The 25526-nt window shown below is 58.9% G+C and carries 28 protein-coding genes; 13 read left to right on the forward strand and 15 right to left on the reverse strand.

The window, feature by feature from the left end:
* Positions 1-8: 8 nt before the first annotated feature.
* The 4 genes from BR48_RS0108730 to BR48_RS0108745 all read left to right on the forward strand — a co-directional run bounded on the left by BR48_RS0108730 (position 9) and on the right by BR48_RS0108745 (position 1732).
* Positions 9-203, forward strand: a complete 195-nt coding sequence (locus BR48_RS0108730) for a Trm112 family protein (protein ID WP_027230948.1) — start codon at positions 9-11, stop codon at positions 201-203.
* 75 nt (positions 204-278) lie between these two features.
* Positions 279-875 (forward strand): TetR/AcrR family transcriptional regulator, encoded by a 597-nt coding sequence (locus BR48_RS0108735; protein ID WP_036813574.1) that lies wholly within the window; start codon positions 279-281, stop codon positions 873-875.
* Positions 876-950: 75 nt separating this feature from the next.
* Complete coding sequence (locus BR48_RS0108740) at positions 951-1373, forward strand: metallopeptidase family protein (RefSeq protein WP_027230950.1); 423 nt, start codon at positions 951-953, stop codon at positions 1371-1373.
* A gap of 11 nt (positions 1374-1384) precedes the next feature.
* Complete coding sequence (locus BR48_RS0108745; RefSeq protein ID WP_027230951.1) at positions 1385-1732, forward strand: hypothetical protein; 348 nt, start codon at positions 1385-1387, stop codon at positions 1730-1732.
* Here the strand turns inward: BR48_RS0108745 and BR48_RS0108750 are convergent.
* Together BR48_RS0108750 and BR48_RS0108755 are read right to left on the reverse strand one after the other, a co-directional pair.
* Positions 1726-1932 carry a DUF1737 domain-containing protein gene (locus BR48_RS0108750; RefSeq protein ID WP_027230952.1) on the reverse strand — a complete coding sequence of 69 codons (207 nt, stop codon included), beginning with the start codon at positions 1930-1932 and terminating at the stop codon, positions 1726-1728. The genes BR48_RS0108745 and BR48_RS0108750 overlap by 7 nt on opposite strands.
* A gap of 45 nt (positions 1933-1977) precedes the next feature.
* The gene (locus tag BR48_RS0108755; protein ID WP_027230953.1) at positions 1978-2859 is read right to left on the reverse strand and encodes a CoA ester lyase; all 882 of its coding nucleotides are present in this window, start codon (positions 2857-2859) and stop codon (positions 1978-1980) included.
* A 156-nt stretch (positions 2860-3015) separates the two neighbouring features.
* Here BR48_RS0108755 and leuD point away from each other — a divergent pair, with 156 nt between their 5' ends.
* Both leuD and leuB read left to right on the forward strand, forming a co-directional pair.
* Positions 3016-3621, forward strand: a complete 606-nt coding sequence (gene leuD / locus BR48_RS0108760) for a 3-isopropylmalate dehydratase small subunit (RefSeq protein ID WP_027230954.1) — start codon at positions 3016-3018, stop codon at positions 3619-3621.
* 156 nt (positions 3622-3777) lie between these two features.
* Entirely contained in the window at positions 3778-4890 is a 1113-nt protein-coding gene (leuB, locus tag BR48_RS0108770; RefSeq protein WP_027230955.1) for a 3-isopropylmalate dehydrogenase, read from the forward strand.
* 68 nt (positions 4891-4958) lie between these two features.
* On the opposite strand, the gene BR48_RS0108775 is transcribed toward leuB, so the two are convergent.
* Positions 4959-6845: an MFS transporter gene (locus tag BR48_RS0108775; protein WP_027230956.1), complete on the reverse strand. Its 1887-nt coding sequence runs from the start codon at positions 6843-6845 to the stop codon at positions 4959-4961.
* A 337-nt stretch (positions 6846-7182) separates the two neighbouring features.
* Between BR48_RS0108775 and BR48_RS26775 the strand changes: the two genes are divergently transcribed.
* On the forward strand, positions 7183-7314 hold the full coding sequence (locus BR48_RS26775) for a hypothetical protein (protein WP_255695232.1): 132 nt from the start codon (positions 7183-7185) through the stop codon (positions 7312-7314).
* A gap of 104 nt (positions 7315-7418) precedes the next feature.
* The gene (locus BR48_RS0108785) at positions 7419-8453 is read left to right on the forward strand and encodes an aspartate-semialdehyde dehydrogenase (RefSeq protein ID WP_027230957.1); all 1035 of its coding nucleotides are present in this window, start codon (positions 7419-7421) and stop codon (positions 8451-8453) included.
* Between the two features lie 49 nt (positions 8454-8502).
* Here BR48_RS0108785 and BR48_RS0108790 read toward each other — a convergent pair whose 3' ends face one another.
* Together BR48_RS0108790 and BR48_RS0108795 are read right to left on the reverse strand one after the other, a co-directional pair.
* Positions 8503-9240, reverse strand: coding sequence for a haloacid dehalogenase type II (locus BR48_RS0108790; protein ID WP_036813577.1), 738 nt, complete (start codon positions 9238-9240; stop codon positions 8503-8505).
* On the reverse strand, positions 9237-9716 hold the full coding sequence (locus tag BR48_RS0108795) for a MarR family transcriptional regulator (protein ID WP_027230959.1): 480 nt from the start codon (positions 9714-9716) through the stop codon (positions 9237-9239). Before BR48_RS0108795 ends, BR48_RS0108790 begins: the two co-directional genes overlap by 4 nt.
* Before the next feature lie 160 nt (positions 9717-9876).
* On the opposite strand from BR48_RS0108795, the gene BR48_RS0108800 reads away from it, so the two are divergent.
* Positions 9877-10299, forward strand: a complete 423-nt coding sequence (locus BR48_RS0108800; protein ID WP_027230960.1) for an organic hydroperoxide resistance protein — start codon at positions 9877-9879, stop codon at positions 10297-10299.
* Positions 10300-10306: 7 nt separating this feature from the next.
* On the opposite strand, the gene BR48_RS0108805 is transcribed toward BR48_RS0108800, so the two are convergent.
* The 4 genes from BR48_RS0108805 to BR48_RS24160 form a co-directional block, all read right to left on the reverse strand.
* Positions 10307-12358, reverse strand: coding sequence for a M3 family metallopeptidase (locus BR48_RS0108805; protein ID WP_027230961.1), 2052 nt, complete (start codon positions 12356-12358; stop codon positions 10307-10309).
* A gap of 140 nt (positions 12359-12498) precedes the next feature.
* Positions 12499-13722 (reverse strand): argininosuccinate synthase, encoded by a 1224-nt coding sequence (locus tag BR48_RS0108810; RefSeq protein ID WP_027230962.1) that lies wholly within the window; start codon positions 13720-13722, stop codon positions 12499-12501.
* Between the two features lie 100 nt (positions 13723-13822).
* Positions 13823-15526, reverse strand: a complete 1704-nt coding sequence (locus BR48_RS0108815) for a phospholipid carrier-dependent glycosyltransferase (RefSeq protein WP_081815800.1) — start codon at positions 15524-15526, stop codon at positions 13823-13825.
* Between the two features lie 80 nt (positions 15527-15606).
* Complete coding sequence (locus BR48_RS24160; RefSeq protein WP_175492317.1) at positions 15607-16425, reverse strand: phosphatase PAP2 family protein; 819 nt, start codon at positions 16423-16425, stop codon at positions 15607-15609.
* Positions 16426-16589: 164 nt separating this feature from the next.
* Here BR48_RS24160 and BR48_RS0108825 point away from each other — a divergent pair, with 164 nt between their 5' ends.
* Positions 16590-17231 carry a LysE family translocator gene (locus tag BR48_RS0108825; RefSeq protein WP_027230964.1) on the forward strand — a complete coding sequence of 214 codons (642 nt, stop codon included), beginning with the start codon at positions 16590-16592 and terminating at the stop codon, positions 17229-17231.
* Here BR48_RS0108825 and BR48_RS24165 read toward each other — a convergent pair whose 3' ends face one another.
* The 4 genes from BR48_RS24165 to BR48_RS0108845 all read right to left on the reverse strand — a co-directional run bounded on the left by BR48_RS24165 (position 17232) and on the right by BR48_RS0108845 (position 20172).
* Positions 17232-17666, reverse strand: a complete 435-nt coding sequence (locus BR48_RS24165) for a hypothetical protein (protein WP_051614703.1) — start codon at positions 17664-17666, stop codon at positions 17232-17234.
* Positions 17663-18901 carry a 23S rRNA (adenine(2503)-C(2))-methyltransferase RlmN gene (rlmN, locus tag BR48_RS0108835; RefSeq protein ID WP_027230965.1) on the reverse strand — a complete coding sequence of 413 codons (1239 nt, stop codon included), beginning with the start codon at positions 18899-18901 and terminating at the stop codon, positions 17663-17665. The genes BR48_RS24165 and rlmN overlap by 4 nt, the downstream gene beginning before the upstream one ends.
* Positions 18902-19013: 112 nt before the next feature.
* Positions 19014-19517: an invasion associated locus B family protein gene (locus BR48_RS0108840; protein ID WP_027230966.1), complete on the reverse strand. Its 504-nt coding sequence runs from the start codon at positions 19515-19517 to the stop codon at positions 19014-19016.
* 265 nt (positions 19518-19782) lie between these two features.
* On the reverse strand, positions 19783-20172 hold the full coding sequence (locus BR48_RS0108845; protein WP_027230967.1) for a YkvA family protein: 390 nt from the start codon (positions 20170-20172) through the stop codon (positions 19783-19785).
* A 134-nt stretch (positions 20173-20306) separates the two neighbouring features.
* On the opposite strand from BR48_RS0108845, the gene BR48_RS0108850 reads away from it, so the two are divergent.
* On the forward strand, positions 20307-20777 hold the full coding sequence (locus BR48_RS0108850; protein ID WP_027230968.1) for a low molecular weight protein-tyrosine-phosphatase: 471 nt from the start codon (positions 20307-20309) through the stop codon (positions 20775-20777).
* On the opposite strand, the gene thpR is transcribed toward BR48_RS0108850, so the two are convergent.
* On the reverse strand, positions 20729-21325 hold the full coding sequence (gene thpR / locus BR48_RS0108855; RefSeq protein WP_027230969.1) for an RNA 2',3'-cyclic phosphodiesterase: 597 nt from the start codon (positions 21323-21325) through the stop codon (positions 20729-20731). The two genes, BR48_RS0108850 and thpR, sit on opposite strands and share 49 nt — an antisense overlap.
* A gap of 172 nt (positions 21326-21497) precedes the next feature.
* Positions 21498-22169 carry an arylesterase gene (locus tag BR48_RS0108860; protein WP_027230970.1) on the reverse strand — a complete coding sequence of 224 codons (672 nt, stop codon included), beginning with the start codon at positions 22167-22169 and terminating at the stop codon, positions 21498-21500.
* Positions 22170-22248: 79 nt separating this feature from the next.
* On the opposite strand from BR48_RS0108860, the gene BR48_RS0108865 reads away from it, so the two are divergent.
* Entirely contained in the window at positions 22249-22941 is a 693-nt protein-coding gene (locus tag BR48_RS0108865; RefSeq protein ID WP_036813581.1) for an ABC transporter ATP-binding protein, read from the forward strand.
* A complete protein-coding gene (locus BR48_RS0108870) occupies positions 22938-25505 on the forward strand; it encodes an ABC transporter permease (protein ID WP_036813585.1) in 2568 nt (855 codons plus the stop codon). Before BR48_RS0108865 ends, BR48_RS0108870 begins: the two co-directional genes overlap by 4 nt.
* Positions 25506-25526: the final 21 nt, after the last annotated feature.

The raw sequence follows: 25526 nt of genomic DNA on the forward strand, positions 1-25526 counted from the left end.
ACCTCGCAATGGCCGAAGAGAAACGCGATACTCCCATCGACGTCAAACTGCTGGAACTGCTGGTGTGTCCCTTGACCAAGGGTCCGCTGACCTACGATCAGGCGAACTCCGAGCTGATTTCCAAGTCCGCTCATCTTGCCTATCCGGTTCGTGACGGCATTCCGATAATGCTTCCATCGGAAGCGCGGCCGATCGAGGATTAGGCGGCTTCCTTGATTGTCTCATCGTTCCAGCGATTGGCTTTCAGCCGGCTTTGCGCCATAATACGAGTCAGTTGAATGACTGACCGAGCGCAGATGCCAAGGCAAAACGACAAACGGGAAATTTTGACTGCGACGGCTGCGGGGCTGTTCTGGCGCCAGGGTTATACCGTGACCAGTCTCGCCGATATAGCGGTCAGCTCCGGCATTCCGCTTGGCAATATCTACTATTATTTCAAGACTAAGACCGATCTTGCGCGCAGCGTCGCTGATATTTTCGTAGCTGAGACCGAAGACATGCTCACCCAGATCGTCGCCTCGGACCAGGACCCCCGGCACCGTCTGCAACTGCTGATCGACAAACTCGCCCAATCGCTCAAGAGCCGCGTCGAGCACGGTTGCCCGATCGCGTTGGGCATCCGCGATTTTCGCCGCGATTCACCTGAGGCAGCGAGCCGGGCGGCCGAAGCCTTCAGCCTCCTCATCGGTTTCATTGGCCGGGAGCTGGGGCGCTCGGGCATTCGGCCATCCACTGCCCTTGCGATAGCACGCAACGCCGTGACCGAATGGCAGGGCGGCATTATGCTCGCCCATGGCCTTCGCGACCCTACCGTGCTTGCTGAAAGCTTCAGGCGTATGGAACGGCTGCTGCTTGGCGCCAAAGCCCACGCGTGACTGCTGGCAACCACACACCTCGCATATGGTTGCGAAACGCACTATATGATGCCGGAACGTCATCATGGAGTTGTAATGGCCCGAAGCAACCAAGCTGCCGACTGGGGTAACCGATTGTCACCTTCGCTTGGCGAGATCGAATCGCTGGCGATCGAGGCTTATGCGCATCTGCCGGAAACCTTCCGCAGCCTTTGCGGCGATATCACCATTCAGATCTCGGATTTTCCCGAGGACCAGATCGTCGAAGATATGGGCCTGGAATCGCCGTTTGATCTTCTTGGGCTTTTTGAGGGAACGGGCATCGGTGAACGCTTCTCGCTGCAGACCGGACAGCAGACAAATCGCATCACCCTCTACAGGCGTGCGATCCTCGACTATTGGGCGGAGTATGAAGAGGCCCTGGGCGATATCGTGACCCATGTCCTGATCCACGAGATCGGCCACCATTTCGGGCTTTCGGATGAAGACATGGAACGGATCGAAGCCGCTGTGGAATGATGGAGCGCCCTTTGCCTAAGTTTGCCAGTCCCTATGAGCTTTATGCTGCGCTCAAATCGGCGTGGAGCAGCGAAAGCTCATCATCCTGGACGGCTGCGAACCCTGCAAAGGGACAATGCAGCGTAACCTCGCTTGTGACGCAAGATATCTTCGGCGGGGCGATCCTCAAGACCCAGACCTATGGTGGCACCCACTTCTATAATATCATCAATGGCGTGCGATGGGACCTTACGGTCAGCCAGTTTGATCGTCCGATACCGTTTGAAGACAAACCCGCCACACGAGCAGAGGCGATGGCCGATACGTCAAAAGCTCAGTATGAGGCATTAACGCGTCGGCTATCGCTAGTAATTCAGTAGTCGCCGAGCTTGATACCTGGCTCATAGTCGACGCCATCGACATCCTTGACGACTGCCTGGCCGCATTGCATCACCCCCGTCGCCGAGTTGAAGGCGTAGGTCGGCGATCCGTAAATGTGCCATCCCTTGTTTATGGCGGCCGTTACCTTGTGACAGAAGCTCGCATCATCAGGGCCTGTCAGAAGCCGATAAAGTTTCATGGTGTTTTCCCAGGTTCAAAGCGAAACCAGCCGATCCGGCTTCGCTCAATTTCTGCCAAGAGCCTCCATCTTTGCCACGAGCTTTTGTGCAGTTTCAAGATGCAGGCGTTCGATCATTTTTCCGGCGAGCGAGATGACACCCTTGTTGGCGTTCTCCGGCTGCGCAAAGGCGGCGACAATGGCACGCGCTTCACTTAAGGCTTGTTCATCGGGAAGGAATGCCACATTGGCGGGCTCGATCTGCGTGGGGTGAACGAGACTTTTGCCATCAAAGCCCATCGCTGCGGCCTGGGCGCATTCGTCGGCGTATCCCGCAAGGTCAGCAAAGTCATTGAACACACCGTCGATGACATCCAGCTTGCCGGCCCTCGCGCAAAGCAGCACCTGCATCAGCCACGCAACGAAAAACGCGCGGCCCTTCTCCAGACGAGTTCCTGTTTCTTTCGCTATGTCGTTGGTGCCGACGACGAGACAGTCAAGACGCGCGGTCGAACGCAGTCCAAGCTCGGCGATTGCATCGACGTTGAGGATGCCGCGGGCCGTCTCGATCATCGCCCATAACCGGATGTTTTCTGAAGCATCGGTATCGTCGAGAACCTCGGCGACGTTGGTCACGTCCTGCGGCGTCTGAACTTTAGGCAGGAGAATGGCGTCGGGCCTACAGGCGCGGGCGGCGAGAAGGTCCTCGGCGCCCCATTCGGTATCAAGCCCGTTGATCCGGATGATCCGCTCCGCTCTGGTTGCTGATTGGGCATGGAAATAGTTACGGAGACTTTCTCGTGCGGCCTCTTTCGCCTCCGGAGCCACAGCGTCCTCCAAGTCGAATATGACGGCATCCGCTTGCAGCGAAGCGACCTTGGCAAGGGCCTTGGCATTCGATGCGGGAACGTAAAGAACTGAGCGACGCAGGCGAAAAGGTTTCGTCATGGCGGTTTTGTGCCTTGATCGCCGCATCAAGACAAGTGCAATCCTGCGTGAAGCGGCGCAGCGCTCAAAGTGCCACAGGCGAAACGCTTTGATTCGCTGCAAAGCTGGTGTAAAGCGAACCATACGTCTCTTTCCGGAATTCTGCAGGCTGACACCATGGACAAATTCACCAAGCTCACCGGCGTTGCGGCTCCGCTGCCCATCGTCAATGTCGACACCGACATGATCATCCCGAAGGACTACCTGAAGACGATCAAGCGCACCGGTCTCGGTACGGGCCTTTTTGCCGAGATGCGCTACAATGAAGACGGCAGCGAGAATCCGGACTTCGTCCTTAACAAGCCTGCCTATCGCAAGGCGCAGATTCTGGTCGCAGGCGACAATTTCGGCTGCGGTTCGAGCCGTGAGCATGCCCCGTGGGCCCTGCTCGATTTTGGCATACGCTGCGTTATTTCGACCAGCTTCGCCGATATCTTCTACAACAACTGCTTCAAGAACGGCATTTTGCCGATCCGCGTCAGCCATGATGATCTCGACAAATTGATGGACGATGCGCAGCGCGGCGCCAATGCGACGCTTTCGATCGATCTCGAGGAGATGACGATCAAGGGACCGGATGGCGGCACGATCCACTTCGACCTCGACGCGTTCCGCCGCTACTGCATGCTCAATGGCCTCGACGACATTGGTTTGACGATGGAGAAGGCGTCCAAGATCGATACGTTCGAAACCGCGAATGCGGAAAAGCGCCCTTGGGCTTGAGTGTTTTAAAGATTGCTTATCGGGCCCGCTTCGGCGGGCCTTTTCATTTGCAGACCCGCCAAAGTTTCAGAAAATTGCGCGCAACGCTTTCCATTTTTGCCGAACTTGCGCTAAGGAACCGCCATTCCATTCAACCGCTCTAGAGGTTTTCCCCTGATGGCATCGAAAAAGCTTCTTCTTCTTCCAGGTGACGGCATTGGGCCCGAGGCAATGGCCGAGGTTCGCAAGATCATTGCCTACATGAATGCCGAACTTGCCAGCGAGTTCGTGCTCGATGAAGGCCTCGTCGGCGGCAGCGCCTATGACGCGCATGGTGCAGCGATTTCGGAAGCCGACATGGCCAAGGCACTGGCCGCCGATGCTGTGCTCTTCGGCGCAGTGGGTGGACCGAAGTGGGACAGCGTACCTTACGACGTCCGTCCGGAAGCCGGACTTTTGCGCCTGCGCAAGGACATGGAGCTTTTCGCCAATCTGCGCCCCGCCATCTGCTATCCGGCACTTGCGGACTCCTCGTCGCTCAAGAAGGACGTGGTCGAGGGCCTCGACATCCTGATCGTGCGCGAGTTGACCGGCGGCGTCTATTTTGGCGAGCCGAAGGAGATTCGCGATCTCGGCAACGGTCAAAAGCGCGGCATCGATACGCAGGTTTATGACACCTACGAGATCGAGCGCATTTCCGGTGTTGCCTTCGAGCTTGCGCGCACCCGGGCCAACAAGGTGACGTCGATGGAAAAGCGCAACGTCATGAAGTCGGGTGTGCTCTGGAACGAGGTCGTCACGGCGACGCACAAGGCCAAGTATTCCGACGTCAAGCTGGAGCACATGCTGGCTGACGCCGGCGGCATGCAACTCGTGCGCTGGCCCAAGCAGTTCGACGTCATCGTCACGGACAATTTGTTCGGCGACATGCTGTCCGACATCGCAGCCATGTTGACGGGTTCCCTCGGCATGCTGCCGTCGGCGTCGCTCGGCGCACCCGATGCAAAGACCGGCAGCCGCAAGGCGCTGTACGAGCCCGTGCACGGCTCTGCGCCGGACATTGCCGGTACAGGCGCTGCCAATCCGATCGCGATGATCGCCTCGTTTGCGATGTGCCTGCGCTATTCGTTCAACATGATTGCCGAAGCCGATCGGCTGGAGGCTGCGATTGCCGGCGTTCTCGATGACGGCATCCGTACGGGCGACATCATGTCGGAAGGCAAGACCAAGGTCGGCACCGTCGAAATGGGCGATGCGATTCTCGCCAAGTTCAAGGCCCTTGCGGCCTGAGGAGCATCGCAGCAACAAAAAAAGCCCGGCGCGACAGAATCGCGCCGGGCTTTCTTATTTATGCAGGATCACTCTACGGCATGAAGATCAGTGCCTTTCGTATCGCGTACGAAAAGCAGGCCGATGATGAGGGTCATCGCCGCAATCACGATCGGATACCAGAGGCCATAGTAGATATCGCCCTTGGCAGCGCTCATTGCGAACACCGTTGCCGGCAACAGGCCCCCGAACCAGCCGTTGCCGATGTGGTAGGGTAGGGACATGCCGGTATAGCGGATGCGGGTCGGGAACATCTCGACCAGGATCGCGGCAATTGGCCCGTAAACCATCGTGACGTAGAGCACGAGGATGAACAGAATACCGATAACCTTTGGCCAATTGACGGCCGCCGGATCAGCCACCATTCTGAATGCCCCAGCGCCCGGAACGGAGAAGACCGCGACTTCCGTCGCACCCGCCGCCTCGTCAGCGGTGATCAGCTTGTCCTTTACCGCCTGCGCCACCGGTACCATGGTTTTCGTTCCGCCGCGAATGGCGGCAGCGTCGAGTGCTAGCTTCGGATTGGCCGCTACAAAGGCATCGAGCTTTGAATCAGCAACCTTGGCCGGGTCGCGGACCAGCGGATAGCCCCCGTCCTGGAGGGCGGTGTTGACGCCCTTGGTGAAGGCCGCCGTCTTCGCCGCAGCATCTGCGCCGGCAGTCGCGCCGTCGAACGATGAGACGGTTTCGCTGCCGATCGTCACGGTTGCGGGCGTGCCTGCAGGTGCGGTCGCTACGATGTCATAAGGTATCGAGCTCTTGGCCAGGAAGTCGGTGGCAATATCGCACGAGCTGACCGGCTTGCGGGTTCCGACGGGATTGAACTGGAAGTTACAATCACCGGGGGCCGCTGTCACGGTTGCCCGCACCGTTTCCTGTGCCTTCGCCAGCGCTGGGTTTGCAGCCCAGGTCAACGCATGGAACAACGGGAAATAGGTGATGATCGCCAGTGCGAGACCCGCCATGATGATGGGCTTGCGCCCGATCCTGTCGGATAACCAGCCGAAGAAGACGAAGAAGCCCGTACCCAGCAACAGGGCGATCGCGATCATGATATTGACCGATTGCCCATCGACCTTCAGCACGTTCTGCAGGAAGAACAGTGCGTAGAACTGACCGGAATACCAGACGACCGCCTGGCCTGCGGTGAGACCGAAGAGGGCCAGAAGCGCGATCTTGGCGTTCTTCCATTGGCCAAAGGCCTCCGAAAGCGGGGCCTTGGAGCCTTTGCCCTCTTCTTTCATCCGTTGGAAGGCAGGCGATTCGCTCAAGGACAACCGAATCCAGACGGAAATGCCGAGAAGGACAAAGGACAGGATGAACGGCAAGCGCCAGCCCCATGCCGCAAACGCTTCCTTGCCGAGCCAATTCTGGATGACGAGGATGACGATGAGCGAGAGGAAGAGACCCAGCGTCGCCGTGGTCTGGATCCAGCTCGTGTAATAACCGCGCTTATTGTCCGGTGCATGTTCGGCGACGTAGGTCGCAGCACCACCATACTCACCGCCAAGCGCCAATCCCTGCAGCATGCGCAGGGCGATCAGGATGACCGGAGCTGCAATGCCCCAGCTCGCCGATCCTGGAAGGATACCGACGAGGAAGGTCGACAGGCCCATGATCAGGATTGTCACAAGGAACGTGTATTTGCGGCCGACGAGATCGCCGATGCGACCGAAGACCAGAGCGCCGAACGGGCGGACAAGAAAGCCTGCGGCAAAGGCGAGCAGTGCGAAGATGTTGCGTGTTGCTTCAGGATATTCGCTGAAGAAGGCCGCGCCGATGAAGGCTGCCAAGGACCCATAAAGATAAAAGTCGTACCATTCGAAGACGGTACCGAGCGAGGAAGCGAAGATAACCTTCTTCTCTTCCCGCGTCATTCCCCGACTGGACGAGTCGGCCAAAGACGTCGTTGCCATTGTATTCCTCCCAGAAAACGGCAGTTGAACCAAGAACACCCACAGCAAACCCCAATCGGTGTTCTCCACTGTCGACACTGCGCATGATCATATCCCCCGATGCACTTGGCTCGTGTTGACCATGCGCCGGTGAATGTCCTCCGGAATTTCTCCCCCCAAAGGTCATGCACCTCATGCACATGCAAATTGTTGACTAAATATTGAAGAAAGCAAAGCCCGCACCTTACGTAAATTGTCCAAAATCATGTGGAACACGACATATTCTTGTCATTTGAGCGGGCGATTGACTCTTTTACGAAAGTGCGTACAAGCACAGACGGATATGGAGACGCCTCTCGTGGCAAGCGAATCAATTGCTCTCGCCCTGATGAACCGTTCCGGCATGATCGCCGGACGCCTTGGCGTGCCCGCGTCCGTCCTCACCACCATGGCCAAACAGACTGCGAAAACGACCACCAAAACGGTCTGATTTCCCTTGGCCTGCTCGCCCCCTCCCGGGTCCGGCCCGGGGGTGAGACCCGCAACGGCCAGCGGGTTTTCCAAAGAGCAGAGAGGGGACAGGAGATTGCTAAAATGAGTTTCAAGGTTGCGGTTGTTGGCGCCACGGGCAATGTGGGCCGCGAAATGCTTACCATCCTCGAAGAGCGCGGCTTCCCGGTAAGCGAAGTCGTTGCCCTCGCATCGCGGCGGTCACAGGGCACGGAAGTGTCCTTCGGTGACCGGACGTTGAAGGTGAAGGCGCTCGACACCTACGATTTTTCTGACACCGACATCTGCCTGATGTCGGCGGGCGGCAATATTTCCAAGGAATGGTCACCGAAGATCGGCGCACAGGGCTGCGTCGTCATCGACAACTCTTCGGCATGGCGCTACGACGCCAACGTGCCCCTGATCGTGCCGGAAGTGAATCCGGACGCAATTGCCGGCTTCACGAAGAAGAACATCATTGCCAATCCCAATTGCTCGACCGCGCAATTGGTCGTCGCCTTGAAGCCGCTGCATGACAGGGCCAGGATCAAGCGCGTCGTCGTTGCCACCTACCAGTCGGTTTCCGGCGCCGGCAAGGAGGGCATGGACGAGCTGTTCGAACAGTCACGTGCCGTCTTCGTGGCCGATCCGGTGACGAACAAGAAGTTCACCAAGCGGATTGCCTTCAATGTCATCCCCCACATCGACGTCTTCATGGAGGATGGCTACACCAAGGAAGAGTGGAAGATGGTCGCGGAGACCAAGAAGATGCTCGACCCCAAGATCAAGCTGACGGCGACCTGCGTGCGCGTGCCGGTGTTCATCGGCCATTCCGAGGCGGTCAATATCGAGTTTGAAAGCCCGATGAGCGCTGAGGAAGCCCGCGAGATCCTGAGCGATGCGCCAGGATGCCTCGTCATCGATCGCGCCGAGGATGGCGGCTATATCACGCCGTACGAAGCCGCAGGCGAGGATGCCACTTATATTTCGCGCATCCGCGAAGACATCACCGTGGAAAATGGCCTGTCACTCTGGGTCGTTTCCGACAATCTGCGCAAGGGTGCGGCGCTCAACACAATCCAGATCGCCGAACTGCTCGTTGCGCGCGGACTGATTCAGCCGAAGCAGATCGCAGCCTGACAGGGACGGGAACTTTCGAAATCAAGGGCGCGGGCAACCGCGCCCTTTTTTATGCGCCGAGCTTGTCCGCCAGATCAACGAGATCGCTGGCTATCACGTCCCAATCGTCAAGAGGCGCCAGATCGGTGGTCTGTGACGGACCGTGCTCGGCTGGCCTTGGAATAAAGGCCGTACGCATTCCGCAACGACGCGCTCCGGCAAGGTCGTCATTGTGAGCCGCAACCAGCAATACCTGATCAGGTCGCAGCCCCAGGAATTCGCATGTGCGCAGATAGGCCTCAGGCGCGGGTTTGTAGACCTCAACAACATCCGATCCGAGGACGACGTCCCAGGGCAGTCCGGCCCGCTTTGCCATGTCGAGAAGGAGGCTGGTATTGCCACCGGATAGTGGCCCGATGATGAATTTCGACTTCAATCGCGTCAGGCCGGAGATCGAGTCTGGCCAGGGGTCGAGGCGATGCCAGGCGAGGTTCAGTTCGTCGAGGTCGGCGCTCGGCAAGAGCTTTGGCTCGATACTGACGGCTTTGAACGCCGCTTCGAGATTTTCCCGATTCAGCACGTCCAGCCGCGCGAAGGGGCGTTTGCCGCTGCGCACCGCGTCCGTCGCCTGATCGTAGAGGCGCGACCAAGTATCGGCGAAATCAGCTGCGTCGACGTGAACGACGCCGCAACGCTCGAGGAAAGAAGATACCTGCCGCGCGATCCCGCTGCGCCAATCGACGACGGTGCCCAGCACGTCGAACAACAATGCGCGTACCTCAAGCGGCGTGCTGTGCTTTGTGTTCATGCCGGCTGATCCCTTGTCTCGATGCTCGCGATGAGATTGTCGCGCATGTCCAATAACTCTGTTCTCAGCGATTTGGCGTCTTCGAGCGTGCAGCCAAAGGCCTTGCCGATCGCGAGCGGCACTGCTTCCGCCTTTGCACGCAGGCTGCGCCCGCTGTCTGTCAGATTGATCAGCACCTGACGCTCGTCCACGGTGCCGCGGCGACGGGTGATAAGGTCCATTGCCTCGAGCCGCTTCAACAGCGGCGTCAGCGTCCCTGAATCGAGGTTGAGCCTGTCACCGATGGCGCTGACGGTCTGGTTCTCCTCCTCCCACAATACGACCATCACGAGGTATTGGGGGTAGGTAAGCCCGAGCGCGGAAAGCCTTGGCTGATAGGCGCGGGTCACGGCATTTGCAGTCGAATAGATCGCGAAGCACAGGAAATTGTCGAGCTTGAGCAGCGAGTCCGATGCAGTTGGCGCTGTTTTCTTCATTCTGGAAACTCCTGCTCTTAGTGCAAGCACAATCTAATCGGCGTGCTTCGATTGCGCATCATTTAATTTTTTATCATCTATATCTGAAATTCCTATTGCGTACAATTAAATTGTGTGCAATTTAAAGCGTGTCGAATGAATTCAACCAGAGGTAACGACGATGAGCATTCTCTACACCACGAGGGCAACGGCAACCGGCGGACGCGATGGCAGTGCCAAGAGCGAAGACGGACGCCTCGAAGTGACGCTTTCAACGCCGAAGGAGCTTGGTGGCAACGGTGCCGGCGGCACCAATCCGGAGCAGCTGTTTGCCGCCGGCTATTCGGCGTGCTTCCTTGGCGCGATCAAATTCGTCGCTTCGCAGCGCAAGGTTAAAATTTCGGAGGAAACGGCTGTAACCGCGACGGTTGGCATTGGCCCGCGCGCGGACGGCAAGGGTTTTGGCCTCGACGTTGCGCTTGCCATTACGATACCCGGCGTCGATGCAACGGAGGCGCGTGAGATCGTCGACGCTGCGCATATTGTCTGCCCGTATTCGGAGGCAACGCGCAGCAATCTCGACGTGCGTCTTTCGGTTAACTGATCAGCGTTTACGCAAGCCCACGCTTTTCGATCATCGCATCGGGCGTGGGCATCTTGCCTCGGAACGCCTTGTAAAGCTCCTCCGGGTCGCGGCTGCCGCCGGCCGAGTAGATGAACTGCTTCAGCTTTTCCGCAAGTTCGGAATTAAATACGTCGCCGCTTTCCTCGAAAGCCTTGAAGGCATCGGCATCGAGTACTTCAGACCACATGTAGGAATAGTATCCGGCCGAATAGCCGTCGCCCGAGAAGACATGGGTGAAATGCGGCGTGCGGTGGCGCATGATGATCGCATCCGGCATCTCAAGCTGCTTCAATGTGGCGGCTTCAAATTCGATCGGATCTGACGGCGGCGTGCCATCGGCGTGGAATGCCATGTCGACCAGCGCCGATGAGGTAAACTCCACCGTGTTGAACCCGGCGTTGAAGGTATTGGCGGCGAGCACCTTGTCGAGCAAGGCCTTTGGCATCGCTTCGCCCGTCCGGTAGTGGATGGCATATTTTTCGAGAATGGCGGGTACGGTCAACCAATGCTCATATAGCTGCGAGGGAAGTTCGACAAAGTCGCGTGAAACCGAGGTTCCCGATACGGCCGGCCAGGTCACGTCCGACAAGAGCCCGTGCAGGGCGTGGCCAAATTCGTGGAACAGGGTGCGGGCGCCATCGAGCGAAAGCAGCGCCGGCTCGCCCTTGGACGGCTTGGCGAAATTCATGACGTTGTAGATGATCGGCGCATGGTCGCCGTCGAGCTTATGCTGCGATTGCAGGGCGCTCATCCAGGCGCCCGAGCGCTTCGACTGCCGATTGAAGTAGTCGCCAAGGAAAAGGCCACGCTTGCTGCCATCGGGATTGAACACTTCCCAGACACGTACATCAGGATGCCAGGTGGGAATCCCGGTCTTTTCGGCGAAGCGAATGCCGAAGAGGCGGGTCGCAACGTCGAAACAGGCTTCGATAATCTTTTCAAGCTGGAGATACGGCTTGAGTTCGGTTTCGTCGAAGGCGAAGCGTTCGTTGCGCAGCTTCTCGGCATAGTAGCGCCAGTCCCAGGGCTCGACCCTGTGGTTGCGGCCTTCCCCGGCAATGAGGCGCTGCAAGTCCACTTCCTCTTCCGCCGCCCGTTCCTTGGCCTTTTCCCATACCGGCTCGAGCAAATCCATCACCGCCTTAGGCGTTTTCGCCATGGTGTCGTCGAGCTTATAGGCGGCAAAGCTTTTATAGCCGAGGAGCCCCGCCTTTTCGGCGCGCAACTTCACCATTTCAGCAACAATCGCAGTATTGTCGGTTTCGGCGCCGTTCTCGCCGCGTGCTGCCCAGGCGCGGAACGCCTTCTCCCGCAAGTTGCGATTCTCAGAGAAAGACAGGAAGGGCTCGATAATCGAGCGCGAGAGCGTCACGGCCCATGCATCATTGCGGCCGCGTTCCTCGGCAGCGCCTCGCATGGCGTCGCGCACGAAATCCGGCAGGCCGGCAAGTTCCGCTTCATCGGTGATGAAAAGGGCCCAGTCGGCTTCGTCCTTGAGCACGTTCTGGCCGAATTGCGCGCCAAGGCTTGCGAGCCGCTCGTTGATGTCGGCGAGCCGCGCCTTGCCTTGTTCATCGAGCTTCGCGCCGCTGCGTACAAAGCCTTTCCAGGTCTTTTCGAGAACCCGGTCAGTTTCCGCGTCGAGTCCGAGCAGGTCGCGCTGCTCGTAGAGCGAATCGATACGGGCAAAGAGATGCGGATTCATCATGATCGATGAAGCATGCCGAGACATTTTGGGCGCGATCACGCGCTCCAGAGCCTGGATCGTATCATTGGTGTGGGCACCTGCACGGAGCCAGAAGATTGCCGAGACATGATCGAGATCCTTGCCCGAAAGCTGCAGTGCCTTCAGCGTATTGTCGATGGTCGGCGCTTCGGGGTGGGTAACGATCGCATCGATGTCGGCAAGGTCCGAGATAAGGGCCGCGTCGAAGGCGGCGGCGAAATCGTCGTCGTTGAATGCCGTGAAATCGGGAAGTCCAAGTGGCCCGGTCCAGTTCGTCAGCGCGTGGTTGAAGGCCGGTTTCTGCGTGGACATGGGAGCTCCCTGATCAAGTATGGAATTTGGCTTTTAAACATTTAGGGCGGACGCGCGGCCGTCACAAGCTGCGAAGTCCAACATATAAGATCCCAAGTAAAAAGCGGAACCAAGGGTCCCGCTTTTCAAGCTCTTGTGGCTCAGCTGCTGCGCTTGCGCGCGGCAAGTGTACGCAGCCGCAGTGCATTGAGGCGGATGAAACCGGCCGCGTCCTTTTGGTCATAGGCACCGCGATCGTCTTCGAAGGTAACCAGCGCATCCGAGTAGAGCGACTTCTTCGATTTCCGGCCCGACACCATGACATTGCCCTTGTAGAGCTTGAGCCGGACCGTGCCTTCCACGTCGTCCTGGCTCTTGTCGATCATGGCCTGCAGCATTTCGCGCTCCGGTGAGAACCAGAAGCCGTTGTAAATGAGCTCGGCATAGCGCGGCATGAACTCGTCCTTGAGGTGGGCCGCCCCACGATCGAGCGTGATCGATTCCATCGCCCGGTGTGCGGCAAGGAGAATGGTGCCACCGGGGGTCTCATAGACGCCGCGTGACTTCATGCCGACGAAACGGTTCTCGACGAGATCGAGCCGACCAATGCCATTGTCCCGCCCAAGGTCATTGAGCGCCTTGAGCAGCGTTGCCGGCGAAAGCGGCTTGCCGTCGATGGCAACGGCATCACCCTTCTCGAAAGCGATCTCGATCTCGGTTACCCGGTCCGGCGCTTCCATCGGGGAGATCGTGCGCTGGTGCACATATTCCGGCGCTTCCTGCCACGGATCCTCCAGCACCTTTCCTTCGGACGAGGAGTGCAGAAGGTTGGCGTCGACCGAGAACGGCGCTTCGCCGAGCTTGTCCTTGGCGATCGGAATCTGATGCTCACGCGCAAATTCGAGAAGGTCGGTGCGCGACTTGAAGGTCCAGTCGCGCCAGGGCGCGATAACCTTGATGTCGGGATTGAGTGCGTAGGCGGAAAGCTCGAAGCGAACCTGATCATTGCCCTTGCCGGTCGCGCCGTGAGCGATCGCGTCAGCGCCGGTCTTGGCGGCGATCTCGACGAGATGTTGGGAAATCAGCGGGCGGGCGATCGAGGTGCCGAGCAGGTAGACGCCTTCATAGACTGCATTGGCGCGGAACATCGGGAAGACGAAATCGCGAACGAATTCCTCGCGCACGTCCTCGATGTAGATTTCCTTGATGCCGAGCAGCTCGGCCTTCTTGCGCGCCGGCTCCAGCTCTTCGCCCTGGCCAAGATCGGCTGTGAAGGTCACGACCTCGGCGCCGAGCTCGGTCTGCAGCCACTTCAAGATGATCGATGTGTCCAGTCCGCCGGAATAGGCCAGCACGACTTTCTTGACGTCTTTCCACTTGTTCATTTTGCTATCCCTGATGCCGGGAACCACACGCGTTCCGTTGCGGTCTTTTAGCAGTTAGCGCCATGTTGGCAAGCAGCACGCCATGGTGAATCGACGCATTCTATGGGCGTGTCGCAATCCATCCGCGCTGGCCATATTGGTTTCGGGCGCCAATCAGGTCGCGAGCCCGAAGTGCCGCGTAAAACGGTGGCCATTCGACCCGCCGCCAGCCACCAACGACTTCTTCGACATTGAAGCCCAACGATTTCAGCCTGTCGGCCACCGGCTGCTCGTTGGTCATCACCAGCTTGATGCCGGGTGCAATGCCGGCCTCGGGGAAGCGGCGCATCTGCGGGAAGGGCGCTTCCCGATCCATATAAAGGCGCAGTTTGGCGGCGTCGAGGTGGGAGCCAATGAACAGCACCTGATCCTGCGGTAGATGCACCGGCCCCGCCTTGGCGGCGATGACGGCACCGATATCCGGCAGCAGCAATCCGCGCAGCACCGGCGTGCTGATGAAGGCGGCACCGAGCAAAAGCAGCGCAAAGCACGCTGCCAGCCGCTCGGTGGTTGCACCCCTGCTGTAGAGCCACAGGCCGGCCAATCCAGTAACCGCAATGATTGCCAATGCGACGACAATGACTGGCGGCAGGAGCAGCAGGCCCAGCAGCAAGATCACGGCAAGCGCTCCCGCCATCAAAATCATCGAAATGCGTAAGATGACGCGAAGGACACTATCGGCCCGCTGGTCCATGACGGATTGAAGCGCTACCGCAAGAAGAACGCAAAGGAGCGGAATGACGGGAATGATATAGCGATACGACGCATAGCGGGAGAGCGAGAAGATGATGGCAACCGTGACGATCCAGCCGGCGATGAACGGTGCGGCCGCGCCGAGAGACTGGACGCTCGGGCGCTTGCCGCTTGTCCTCGCCCCGACGAGGAGCATGACCAGCCAGAGAAGCACGGGCAGAAAAAGCCCGGCAATATTGCTGCTCAAACCATCGACGAAGGTGCCAAACCCGATCGCGACTTTTTCAGAAAGCTGGTCGCCGACGAAGTCGGATGCAAGTTCGCTCGAAGCCGTGAAGGATTGATAGGCGAACCAGGCGCCGAAGATGACGATCGAGGGCAAAACGACGGATGGCTGCCACAGCTGCCGTGCGCGCGGGCGTACCGAGGCGACGCCAAGCGCATAGGCGATGACATAGGCAACCATGGCAAGCGGCAGCAGTCCCTTGGTCAGAACGGCAAATCCGGTGCCGCCATAAGCCAGGAGGGCGTAGGTCCGTTGGCGGTCGTCCTTGAAGAGGAGGCCAGTGAAACCGATGAAGCCAAGCAGCATGAACAAGGTCAGCGGCAGGTCCGGTATGGCATTAAAGCTGGCGCGCAGGAACGCGCCATTGGCGGCCAGCAAGGCCGCGGCGAGCAGCGCCGTCTGGTCGTTGCGCGTCAGGATGCGGGTGAACTGAAACGTCGAGAGAAGGATAGCGGCCCCGCCGACAAGCCAGAAGAAGCGCGAGCCAATAACGGAGATGCCGAATATCTCCATTCCCGCCAGGCTCATCCAGTAGGTGAATGGCGGCTTCTTCAGACGCACGTCACCTTCGGCGGTATGCGGCGTCAGATAGTCGCCACTCTGCATCATGATGACCGCGCCGTTCGAGTAGTAGCGTTCGTCCGGAAAATGCAGGATCAGGCTTGAGCCGAGCGGAAGCAGGCCGATGATGAAGGCGAGAGCGAGAAATATTGCGAGCTTCGTTCTGGAGGTGGCTGTGTTCGACGGACCCGGTTGCGCGGAAACCGTCATGGTGTCTTGAGGCATTGTTCTTCTTGGCACCTATTGTTCTTGTTCGGGCTACATAGCCGCTTTCGATCATGCCCGCCAATACAAAGATGTGAAGCCTACAAGGCGGGGCGGACGCCTGGATAAAACCTCCGCGTCAACAACTCCCCCGCCCATGCAACCGCCGAGAAGATGACCAGCGTCGACAGGGAGCCCAAAACGACATCGGAAATATAGTGCCGGCCAAAGGCAACGCGCAGCATATCCGTCGTGATCACGATCGCCAGCATGATCCAGAAAACCCGCTGCCGCTGATGGTGCGGCCAAAGCGGCAGCAGGCAGATGATCCATGCAATGCCGGCGGCTTCACCGGAAACAAACGAACAATTGTGAAGGCAGGCCTTCGACCATTCGGCGGCAGCAACAAAAGGCAGGTCGCCGCCAAAGAGCAGCGAATCTGCCGGGCGCGGCCTGCCGACGAACTCTTTCAAGTATCCATTCACCAGCAGTCCGGGTCCCAGCGCCAGCGTAATCAGCGACACGGTCGAGATGCGGATTCGCTCGTGGTTCCATCGAAGTCCGGAAGCGAGATCGCGTAGCGCGATTGTGACGACGACGCTCGCTCCGACCATCGGGAGGGCGTAGAACACACGACGGAGCGTTTTCAGCAGGTGGACCGAACTTGCGGGAAAATCGCCGCATATCGAACCGGCGGCTCCATTGGCGCATTGACGAGCGATAAAGAAAATCGATGAGACGTCTTTGTCGAACTCAGGGGCACTGTTGAACAGGATGGCGAGCGCCATCCAGAGGATCAGGAGCCCTGCAAGGCAAGTTGCTTCGCTCCAGGCGCCGAATCCGTATTGGGCCGTTCCACATGGCTTTGAGGTTGTCCGGTAGTAGACCATGGCTTCCCTGGCGGCCGATGATTCGAGCACTCTTGTGCAATGCTTATGTTGCAACGGCATTACGGCGTGATGAGGAAGTTATCGTGCCCTTGTTATGGCAAGGTTTTTTCGTTCGTGTCGTCGGGACAGCTGAAATCTGATAGCCAAAATCGGTCTTTCGCGTTAATTTCCGCCCGCTTCGACGGAGTACTCTTATGAATTTCATTCCAGACTGGCCCACAATTCTGCAATTTGCCATCGCGACCTTCGTATTATCCATCACGCCGGGTCCGGATATGACCCTCTTCGTGGGGCGGGCACTGTCGGAAGGGAAGGCAGCGGGCTTTGCCTGCCTTGCCGGCGCCAGCACCGGCATCGTCGTCCATACGACAATGGTCGCCATCGGCCTCTCGGCGCTGATCGTCGCGTCGCCAACCGCGTTCTTCGCGCTGAAGATCGTCGGCGCCGGCTACCTCGTCTGGCTCGCCTTCCAGGCGATCCGCAATGGCTCGGCTTTCTCGCCCGAAAAGAAGATCGGCCAGTCGCACACGCTCTTCCAGAATTGGCTGACGGGATTTGGTATCAACCTGCTAAATCCCAAGATTATTCTCTTCTTCATGACGTTCCTGCCGCAGTTCGTCTCGGCCAGTGATCCGCACGCGCCCGGCAAGCTGTTTTTCCTGGGCGTGCTCTTCATCCCCATGGCGCTGCCTGTGGTTTCGCCGATGATTATCGCGGCCGACAAGTTCTCGATGCTGCTCAAGAAAAGCCCGCGGGTCACTCGCATTACCGATTGGCTATTTGCTGGCGTGTTTTCGGCCTTTGCCGCGAAGATCCTGATGGCGCAAGCGAAATAGCTAGATATTGCGGTGGGGAGCGCGCTGTGCTCCAAGCCCCGCCGTTCGCCCCGAAACCAGCCAATAGACAGCGCCGCCGACAACGCCGGTGGCGAGGATCGCAGCAAATGTGCTGACATCCTCTGATTGCGGCCGCCATTTCCAGACGATGACGAAGAGCGCCGTCGCAGCGCCGCCGAGAGCGTAGAACAACCAATCGCGCCAGCCCGTCAACTCGGCGTACAGGATCAGCATTGCGGACGGCACGAAGACGCTATAGCCGATCACGACCGCAAAGACCGGCACCGTCGTATAGAGAAAAGGCCCCTCCGTGCCGATCCACTCCGAACTGCCGAGAAGCAGCATGTTCAGGAAAATCGACGCGGCAATGATTGCGCAGATGAAGCCAAAAACGGCGAGGGCGAAGCGAAAGAGATAATGCAGAAGCTGGGTCAATCTTCGCCATGCCCGGCGATCATCGCCGCTTCGAAGGCGAGGCGTTCCGTTTTTTTCATGCGTTCCGATTCGGATTTGAGCTGACCGCAGGCGGCAAGAATATCGCGGCCGCGCGGCGTGCGGATCGGCGAGGCATAGCCCGCATTGTTCACGTAATCGGCAAACTTTTCGATCTGTTCCCAATCGGAACACTGATAGTTGACGCCCGGCCAGGGGTTGAACGGAATAAGGTTGATCTTGGCCGGAATGCCCTTCAGGAGGCGGACCAACTCCTTGGCGTCATCGAGCGAATCGTTGACACCCTTCAACATCACATACTCGAAGGTGATGCGCTTGGAATTGGAGAGGCTCGGATAGGCGCGGCATGCGTCAAGAAGCTCCTTCAATGGATACTTCTTGTTGATCGGAACCAGCATGTCGCGAAGATCGTCGTTCACCGCGTGCAGGGAAATCGCCAGCATCACACCGATTTCTTCCCCGGTGCGGTAGATTTCAGGAACGACGCCGGAAGTCGAAAGGGTAATGCGACGCTTCGACAGCGAAAGCCCATCGCCGTCGGAGGCGATCAGCAGGGCCTTCTTCACATTCTCGAAATTATAGAGCGGCTCGCCCATGCCCATCATGACGATGTTGGATACCTTGCGGCCCTCGGCCGGCACAATCGCGCCGTCAGGCGTATTGCGATCGGGAAAATCGCCAAGGCGGTCGCGGGCAATGAGCAACTGCGCCAGGATTTCCTCAGCCGTAAGGTTGCGCACGAGCTTCTGGGTGCCGGTATGGCAGAAGGAACAGGTGAGGGTGCAGCCTACCTGGCTCGAAATGCACAACGTGCCTCGCCCTTCCTCCGGAATATACACCGTCTCGATCTCGACAGGCCGTCCGGCACCGCGCGGGGGAAAGCGAAAAAGCCATTTGCGCGTGCCGTCGTTGGAAATCTGTTCTTCGACGATCTCGGGGCGGGCAATGGTGAAATGGCGCGCAAGCAGCTCGCGCATATCGCGGGAAATGTTGAGCATGTCGGGAAAATCCGAAACGCCGCGCACATAGAGCCAGTGCCAAAGTTGCGCCACGCGCATCTTGATCTGGCGCTCGGGGACGCCGATGGCGACAAGGGCCTCGCCGATTTCTGCGCGCGTCAGACCGATCAGCGAAGGCATTTCTGCTGCCGCGGTCGGGCGTGCGTCACGGGATTTATCCCGGGCAACAGAATGTGTCAGGTCAAGCGCTACAGACATGGGATTTTCTAACGTTCTTTCGTGAAGCGCGGCTCATATCACGTTCCGGGCCGACATGCAAAAGGCCGGACTGCTTGCGTCCGGCCTTCGCAAACTGTTGATGTCGGAGTGGCTACTTACAGGTGGCTATCGCCTTAAGCGCTGCCGAGACGCCTTTTAGCGAATAGCCGTAACTCGTCTTTGTCCCGCGCTTCGACACGGCACTGATCGTCATCTTGTGGCCCGAGCGCAGGGCGGCGACGAGCTGGGGCTCCTCCGCGGCGTTTTCCATCCAGCCATGGCTGCCATTGGTAAACATGGAGAAGCTGCGTTCATCAATGGTCACGGTGACCTTCGAATCCTTCTGCAGTTCGTAGCCTGCCTTGAACTGCGGCTCGAAGCTGACATTCTGCCCCGGCTTCTGGCTGACCATGAAGAAATTGTCGCCATGGTCGATCTTCGCCGGCTGCTTGTCGACCGGAACGGAAAGTACGTAGCATACCTTGCCGTTGCCCTGCTGATAGCTGTAGGCGCCCCAGGCATTGAACTGGCTGATCTGACTCGGGGTTTGGGCAAGAGCCGTTCCTGTCACGCCAAGTATGATGACAGACGCCGCTACGATTGATTTTCCAAACATTTTACCTACCAGTTTCTGTCGTTCACTTCATAACTCGTGAACCGGCAATGGCCCGGAAAAATCCGATCGCGGCATTGTCCGGTTCGCTTCTCTTAATTTGACTTAATCTGGGTTACCAAACGGTGAAGACAGGGTCAAAAAAGCGATTGCAGGAGTTAGAAGTTACGTCCTTTTTTCAAAGTCCCACACCGCAAGTCCAGCCAAAGAAAAGCGGCGACACTTTGACGATCTGCGACATCACGGGCTTGTGATTGGGTAGCGGCCATCAACGCTTCGCCGGATCCCGATCGAGGTCGTCGAGAGCTTTCTTCGCGGCGGCACGGTGCGCCGGTGTAATGTGCGTGCGGATCGCGGTCAGGGCAGCCATGAGAACGGCGGCGTCATCCGTGAACCCGAGACCGAATATGAAGTCCGGGATGAAGTCGAGCGGCAGGACGAAATAGGCGAGCGAGGCAAGGAGAATACCGCGCACCCGCGTAGGGGTTGCGGGGTCGAGGGCAGCGTAATAGGCGGCGATGACCTCATCGAGGAACGGCACGGCCTTTGCAGCCTTTCGCACGGTCTTCCAGAACTGCGCGCGCACGCGCTCGTCGCGGCTGCGTTGCTTTTCCTCGCTGCCAGGCTCCAGAATCTCACCGATCTTGACGTCGTCCATCCCTTTTCCTTCTGAGGTTTCAGGTTACACAACATGGGTAAGGCGAATGCGCGGTACAAGACTTGCGATCAATTCGCCGTGAGAATATCCATCATGGCCTGACCGTTTGATCTTTCTCCACACCGGAAACCATCATGGTGCAATTACCCTACCGTTCCGTCCTCTTCGTCTGTCTCGGCAACATTTGCCGCTCACCGCTCGCAGAAGGCGTCTTTCGCGCCGTGCTTGCAGGGGAAGGCAAGGGCAGCGATGTATCGATCGATTCTGCCGGTACCAATGGCTACCACACAGGCGAAGCACCGGATCGCCGCTCGATTCGCGTGGCGCGTCACCACGGCATCGACATCTCCGACCAGCGTTGCCGGCAATTGACGCCGGGCGATTTTGCCCGCTTCGATCTGATCATCGGCATGGATCGCGGGAACATGAAGGCCATAGCCGCGCGCCAGCCCGCTGGTGCTACTGCGACGGCCGGGCTCTTCAATGAATTGGCTTTGGGCGAGCCGGAGGAAATCCCCGACCCTTACTATGGAACCGACGCCGATTTCGAGCGCGTCTACCGTATGGTCCTTGCTGCCTCGAAGGGCCTCTCCAGGCTGTTCTGAAACGACGAGCGAGGCGCTTCGAGAGGCCAGGCCTCCTCGACGATGTAGGGTCCGCCGCCGACGGAGTCGCGAGACGACATCAGGACGAAACGCCCGATCTTGAACGGCGTGGTCGCGAAATTGCCACGCGACGAGAGATAGTGAGCGACCTCTTCGTTGCGCACATTGCGCAGCCGGGCCAGGGTCACGTGGGGGGTAAACTTGCGCGGATCGGCCGGCAGCATCAGCCTTTGGCAGATGCGCTCGATCTCTGCCTGCAGCGCCTGGATATCAGGCGAAGGCGATACGCAGGCAAAGATGCTGTGCGGCTTCTTCGAGCCAAACGCGCTAACGCCCGAAAGCTTCAGCGTGAATTCCGGCCGGCGAATGCGATCCAGCGCATTGGCGATCTCGTCAGCGACATGCCCTTCGACATCTCCGATGAACCGCAATGTGATGTGATAGTTTTCGACGTCAATCCATCGGGCGCCTGGTAGACCACCGCGCAAGAGCGACAGTGAGAGGGCGGCGTCCCTCGGGATTTCGAGGGCAGTAAAGAGACGCGGCATAAGGCATCCTCCCCGAATCGAGTTGTCATTCTAGAGAATCATCGAATGAGTCCGGGAGCAAGGCATTCCTTATGATTATCTTGGAGCGCGACATATTGGACACGCATTGTCCCCCGGAAGTTGTGGCAAGCCTATCCTCGGGCAACCGCGGTCCAACTTTCGGAGGATGGTGCTATTGGGTTCCGCCGGCAGCTTCGCTCGATGCCGCGATGGTTTTTTCCATCACCGGCATGAAGCCTTCGACCATACGGGCAACGCCCTTGGCGTTGGGGTGCATGCCGTCTTCGAGCTGCAGAGATTTTTCCGTTGCGACACCGTCCATGAAGAACGGATAGAGCGGAACATCATATTTGGCGGCAAGACGCGGGAAAATGGAATTGAACTTGTCTTCGTAGTCGCGGCCCATATTGGGCGGCGCCAGCATCCCGGCAATGATCACCTTGACGTTGCGCTGCTTCAGCCGCTCGATGATCTCGGCAAGGTTCTTCTCGCTGATTTCCGGCGAAATGCCGCGCAGCGCGTCATTCGCGCCAAATTCCAGGATCACCATATCCGTGCCGTCCGGCACCGACCAGTCGAGACGCGAAAGGCCGTCGGTTGTGGTTTCACCTGCAACACCTGCATTGGCGATCGTGACGTCGACGCCCTTGTCCTTCAGGGCCTTTTCGAGCTGCGCAGTGAAGGAATCCTGGACCGGCAACTCAAAGCCCGACATCAGGCTGTCACCGAAACCTACGACCGCGAGCGGTCGATCGGACACGGCATTTTGATTGGCCAAGGCCAGCGACGGCAAGGCAACAAGGCCAATTGAAACCAGTATTTGCATCAACGGTTTGAATCTCATTTCGGGCTACCCATATCAGACCAACTGCGGCGACTCGGCCCGACCATATCGCAAAGGATGTCAATTCGTGACTAATTCCATGATCGCGCTCGATCACATTGAGTTGACGCTTGGCAGCGGGGCGTCCTCGGTGCATGTGCTCAAGGGGGTTTCGCTCAATATCAACGCGGGCCAGTCAGTCGGTATCGTCGGTCCCTCGGGCTCAGGCAAATCGACCTTGTTGATGGTGCTTGCCGGGCTTGAGCAGGTCAACTCCGGCTCGGTCGAGATCGCCGGCGAAAGGCTCGAAAAAATGACCGAGGACGCGACGGCCGCTTTTCGCGGACGCAATATCGGCATCGTCTTCCAGTCATTCCATCTCATTCCGAATATGACGGCGCTGGAGAATGTCGCCGTCCCGCTGGAACTAGCCGGCAATCCCGATGCCTTCGCCATTGCTGAGCGAGTCCTGGCCGCCGTCGGACTTGCCGACCGGGTGACCCACTATCCGGGGGAGCTTTCGGGCGGCGAACAACAGCGTGTCGCCATCGCGCGGGCGTTGGCGCCATCGCCGAAAATACTTATCGCAGATGAGCCGACCGGCAATCTCGACACGGCAACAGGCAAGCAGATCGCCGATCTTCTGTTCGAGAAGCAGCGCGAGCTTGGATTGACGCTGGTGCTCGTCACGCACGATGCAGCGCTTGCCGGGCGATGCGACCGGGAAATCCGCGTGCGGTCCGGCAAGATTGAAGCGGATGCGGATGCGCCGGAGCTGGCGAAATCCGCATGAGCGAGACAGCATCGTCCCGGACAGCGCCGTCGCTCAAACTTGCTTTCACTTTCGCCCTGCGTGAAATGCGCAGTGGCCTGTCCGGCTTCTACATTTTCCTTGCCTGCATAGCGCTCGGCGTTGCCGCGATCGGCGGCGTCAACTCGGTGGCAAACGCGGTCAGTGCCGGCATCTCCTGGCAGGGGCAGAGCATTCTTGGCGGCGATCTCAGGTTTCAGCTCAATCAGCGTGTAGTGGATGCGCAAGAGCGCGCTTTTCTTGAAAGCAAGGGGCGTGTAGCGGTCAGTGCAAATATGCGGTCCATGGCGAGGCTACCGAATGGCTCGGACCAGTCGCTTGTCGAGCTCAAGGCCGTCGATGGCGCATATCCGCTTTACGGGTCGTTGGTGACAACGCCGGCGGGCGATGACAAGACGTTGTTCGGTGAGGTGAACGGGGTCTATGGCGCAGCCGTCGCGCAGGTTCTGCTCGATCGTCTCAACCTCAAGCTTGGCGATCAGGTTCTCGTCGGAGGGGCGAAGTTCGAACTGCGGGCGGTCATCGGCAACGAACCCGATCTGCTTTCCGACGGCTTCGGCTTTGCGCCGCGTATGATGGTATCTCTGCAGGGGCTCGAGGCTGCCGGCCTCGTTCAGCCCGGAAGCCTCGTCGAGCACAGCTACAAGCTTGCGCTGCCCGCGGGGACCGATGAAGCTGCGCTCACCGCCATACGCGACGAAGCCAAGGAGAAGTTTCCGCAAGCCGGTTGGAGTATTCGGGGCCGGACAAATGCCGCGCCTTCACTCAGCGCCAATATAGAACGCTTTTCGCAGTTCCTGACGCTCGTAGGCCTGACGGCGCTGATCGTCGGCGGCGTCGGGGTCGCGAATGCGGTCCGCGCCTATATTGATGGAAAGCGCGGGGTCATTGCCACGTTCAAGTCACTCGGCGCCCCCGGCTGGTTCGTGATAGCTGTTTACCTCTCGCAAATCTTGATGATTTCGCTCGTCGGTGTTGCGATCGGCCTCGTGCTTGCCGCGATCATCCCCTATGTGGCGGGCTATGCCTTGCAAAGCGTGTTGCCGATAGCGGCCAAGGGCGGCTTCTATCCGGGCGCATTGGCATGGGCTGCCCTGTTCGGCTTCCTGACGACACTCGCTTTCGCCATTCTCCCATTGGGGCGGGCCCGCGACGTGCCGGCGACGGCGCTTTTCCGCGAGCAGGGCTTCGAGCAGCGCGGTTGGCCAAAGCCTGCCTACATCATCGCCGCTGCTGCCGTCATCGCGGTGCTGTGCGCGCTTGCTGTGTATTTTTCTTACGACAGGCGGATCGCCACGATCTTTATTGGCGCGGTGGCGTTTTCCTTCCTCGTCTTGCGCGGCGTCTCGGTATTCGTGCAATGGCTGGCACGCCGTGCCCCGCGGGTCCGCTCGACAGCGTTGCGGCTGGCGATCGGAAACATCCATCGCCCGGGCGCGCTCACCCCCTCGGTTGTGCTGTCACTGGGGCTCGGCCTGACGCTTCTCGTTACGCTCGGCCTCATCGATGGCAGCCTGCGTCAGCAACTCGCCGGGAATCTCCCTGAGCGGGCGCCGAATTTCTTCTTCGTCGATATACAGAGCCGCCAGGTGGACGAGTTCAAAGGCGTTCTGCAGAAATCGGCTCCCAACGGCAAGATCGTCAGCGCTCCCATGCTGCGCGGGCGCATCATCGCCTTGAACGGCACGGACGTTACCAAAATGACCGTTGCGCCGGAGGGCGCGTGGGTCCTGCGCGGCGACCGGGGCATTACCTATGCGAAGAGCGTGCCTGAAAACTCGGCGCTGACCAAGGGCGAATGGTGGCCCGCCGACTATTCCGGCGAACCGCTGGTTTCGTTCTCGGCGGAAGAGGCGACAAATCTCGGCCTCAAGGTCGGGGATACGGTGACCGTCAACGTGCTTGGCCGCAATGTAACGGCGCGTATTGCCAATCTAAGGCAACTGCAATGGGAATCGCTCGCGATCAACTTCGTGATGGTTTTCTCACCCAATACATTTGCGGGCGCGCCGCATGCCTGGCTGGCGACTTTGACGGACCCGACCTCCACTCCGCAGGAAGAAGCTGCGGTCATGCGCAACGTGACCCAGGCGTTCCCCGCGGTCACGACGGTGCGGGTCAAGGATGCAATCACCATTGCCAACGAACTCGTCGGCCAACTCGCCGTCGCCATTCGCGCCGCAGCTTCCGTGGCACTGATCGCCTCGATTCTTGTCCTCGGTGGCGCGCTCGCAGCCGGCAACCGCGCTAGGGTGCACGATGCTGTAGTGTTGAAAACGCTTGGCGCGACCCGGCGCACGCTGATCAAGGCTTTCAGCCTTGAATATATGCTGCTCGGTCTTTCGACGGCTATTTTCGCTCTTCTCGCCGGCAGTGCGGCTGCATGGTACGTGGTGGTGCGGGTCATGACGCTGCCGGCCTATTTCCAGCCCGAAGTCGCCGTCATGACCGTCATTATCGCGCTCGTTTTAACGGTCGGTTTTGGGCTTGCCGGAACCTGGCGAATTCTTGGACAAAAGGCTGCGCCGATCCTGCGAAACCTCTGAAATCGTTAAACGAGTGCGATT

The organism is Phyllobacterium sp. UNC302MFCol5.2 (genome assembly GCF_000686005.1).
GTDB classification, from domain to species: Bacteria; Pseudomonadota; Alphaproteobacteria; order Rhizobiales; family Rhizobiaceae; genus Phyllobacterium; species Phyllobacterium pellucidum.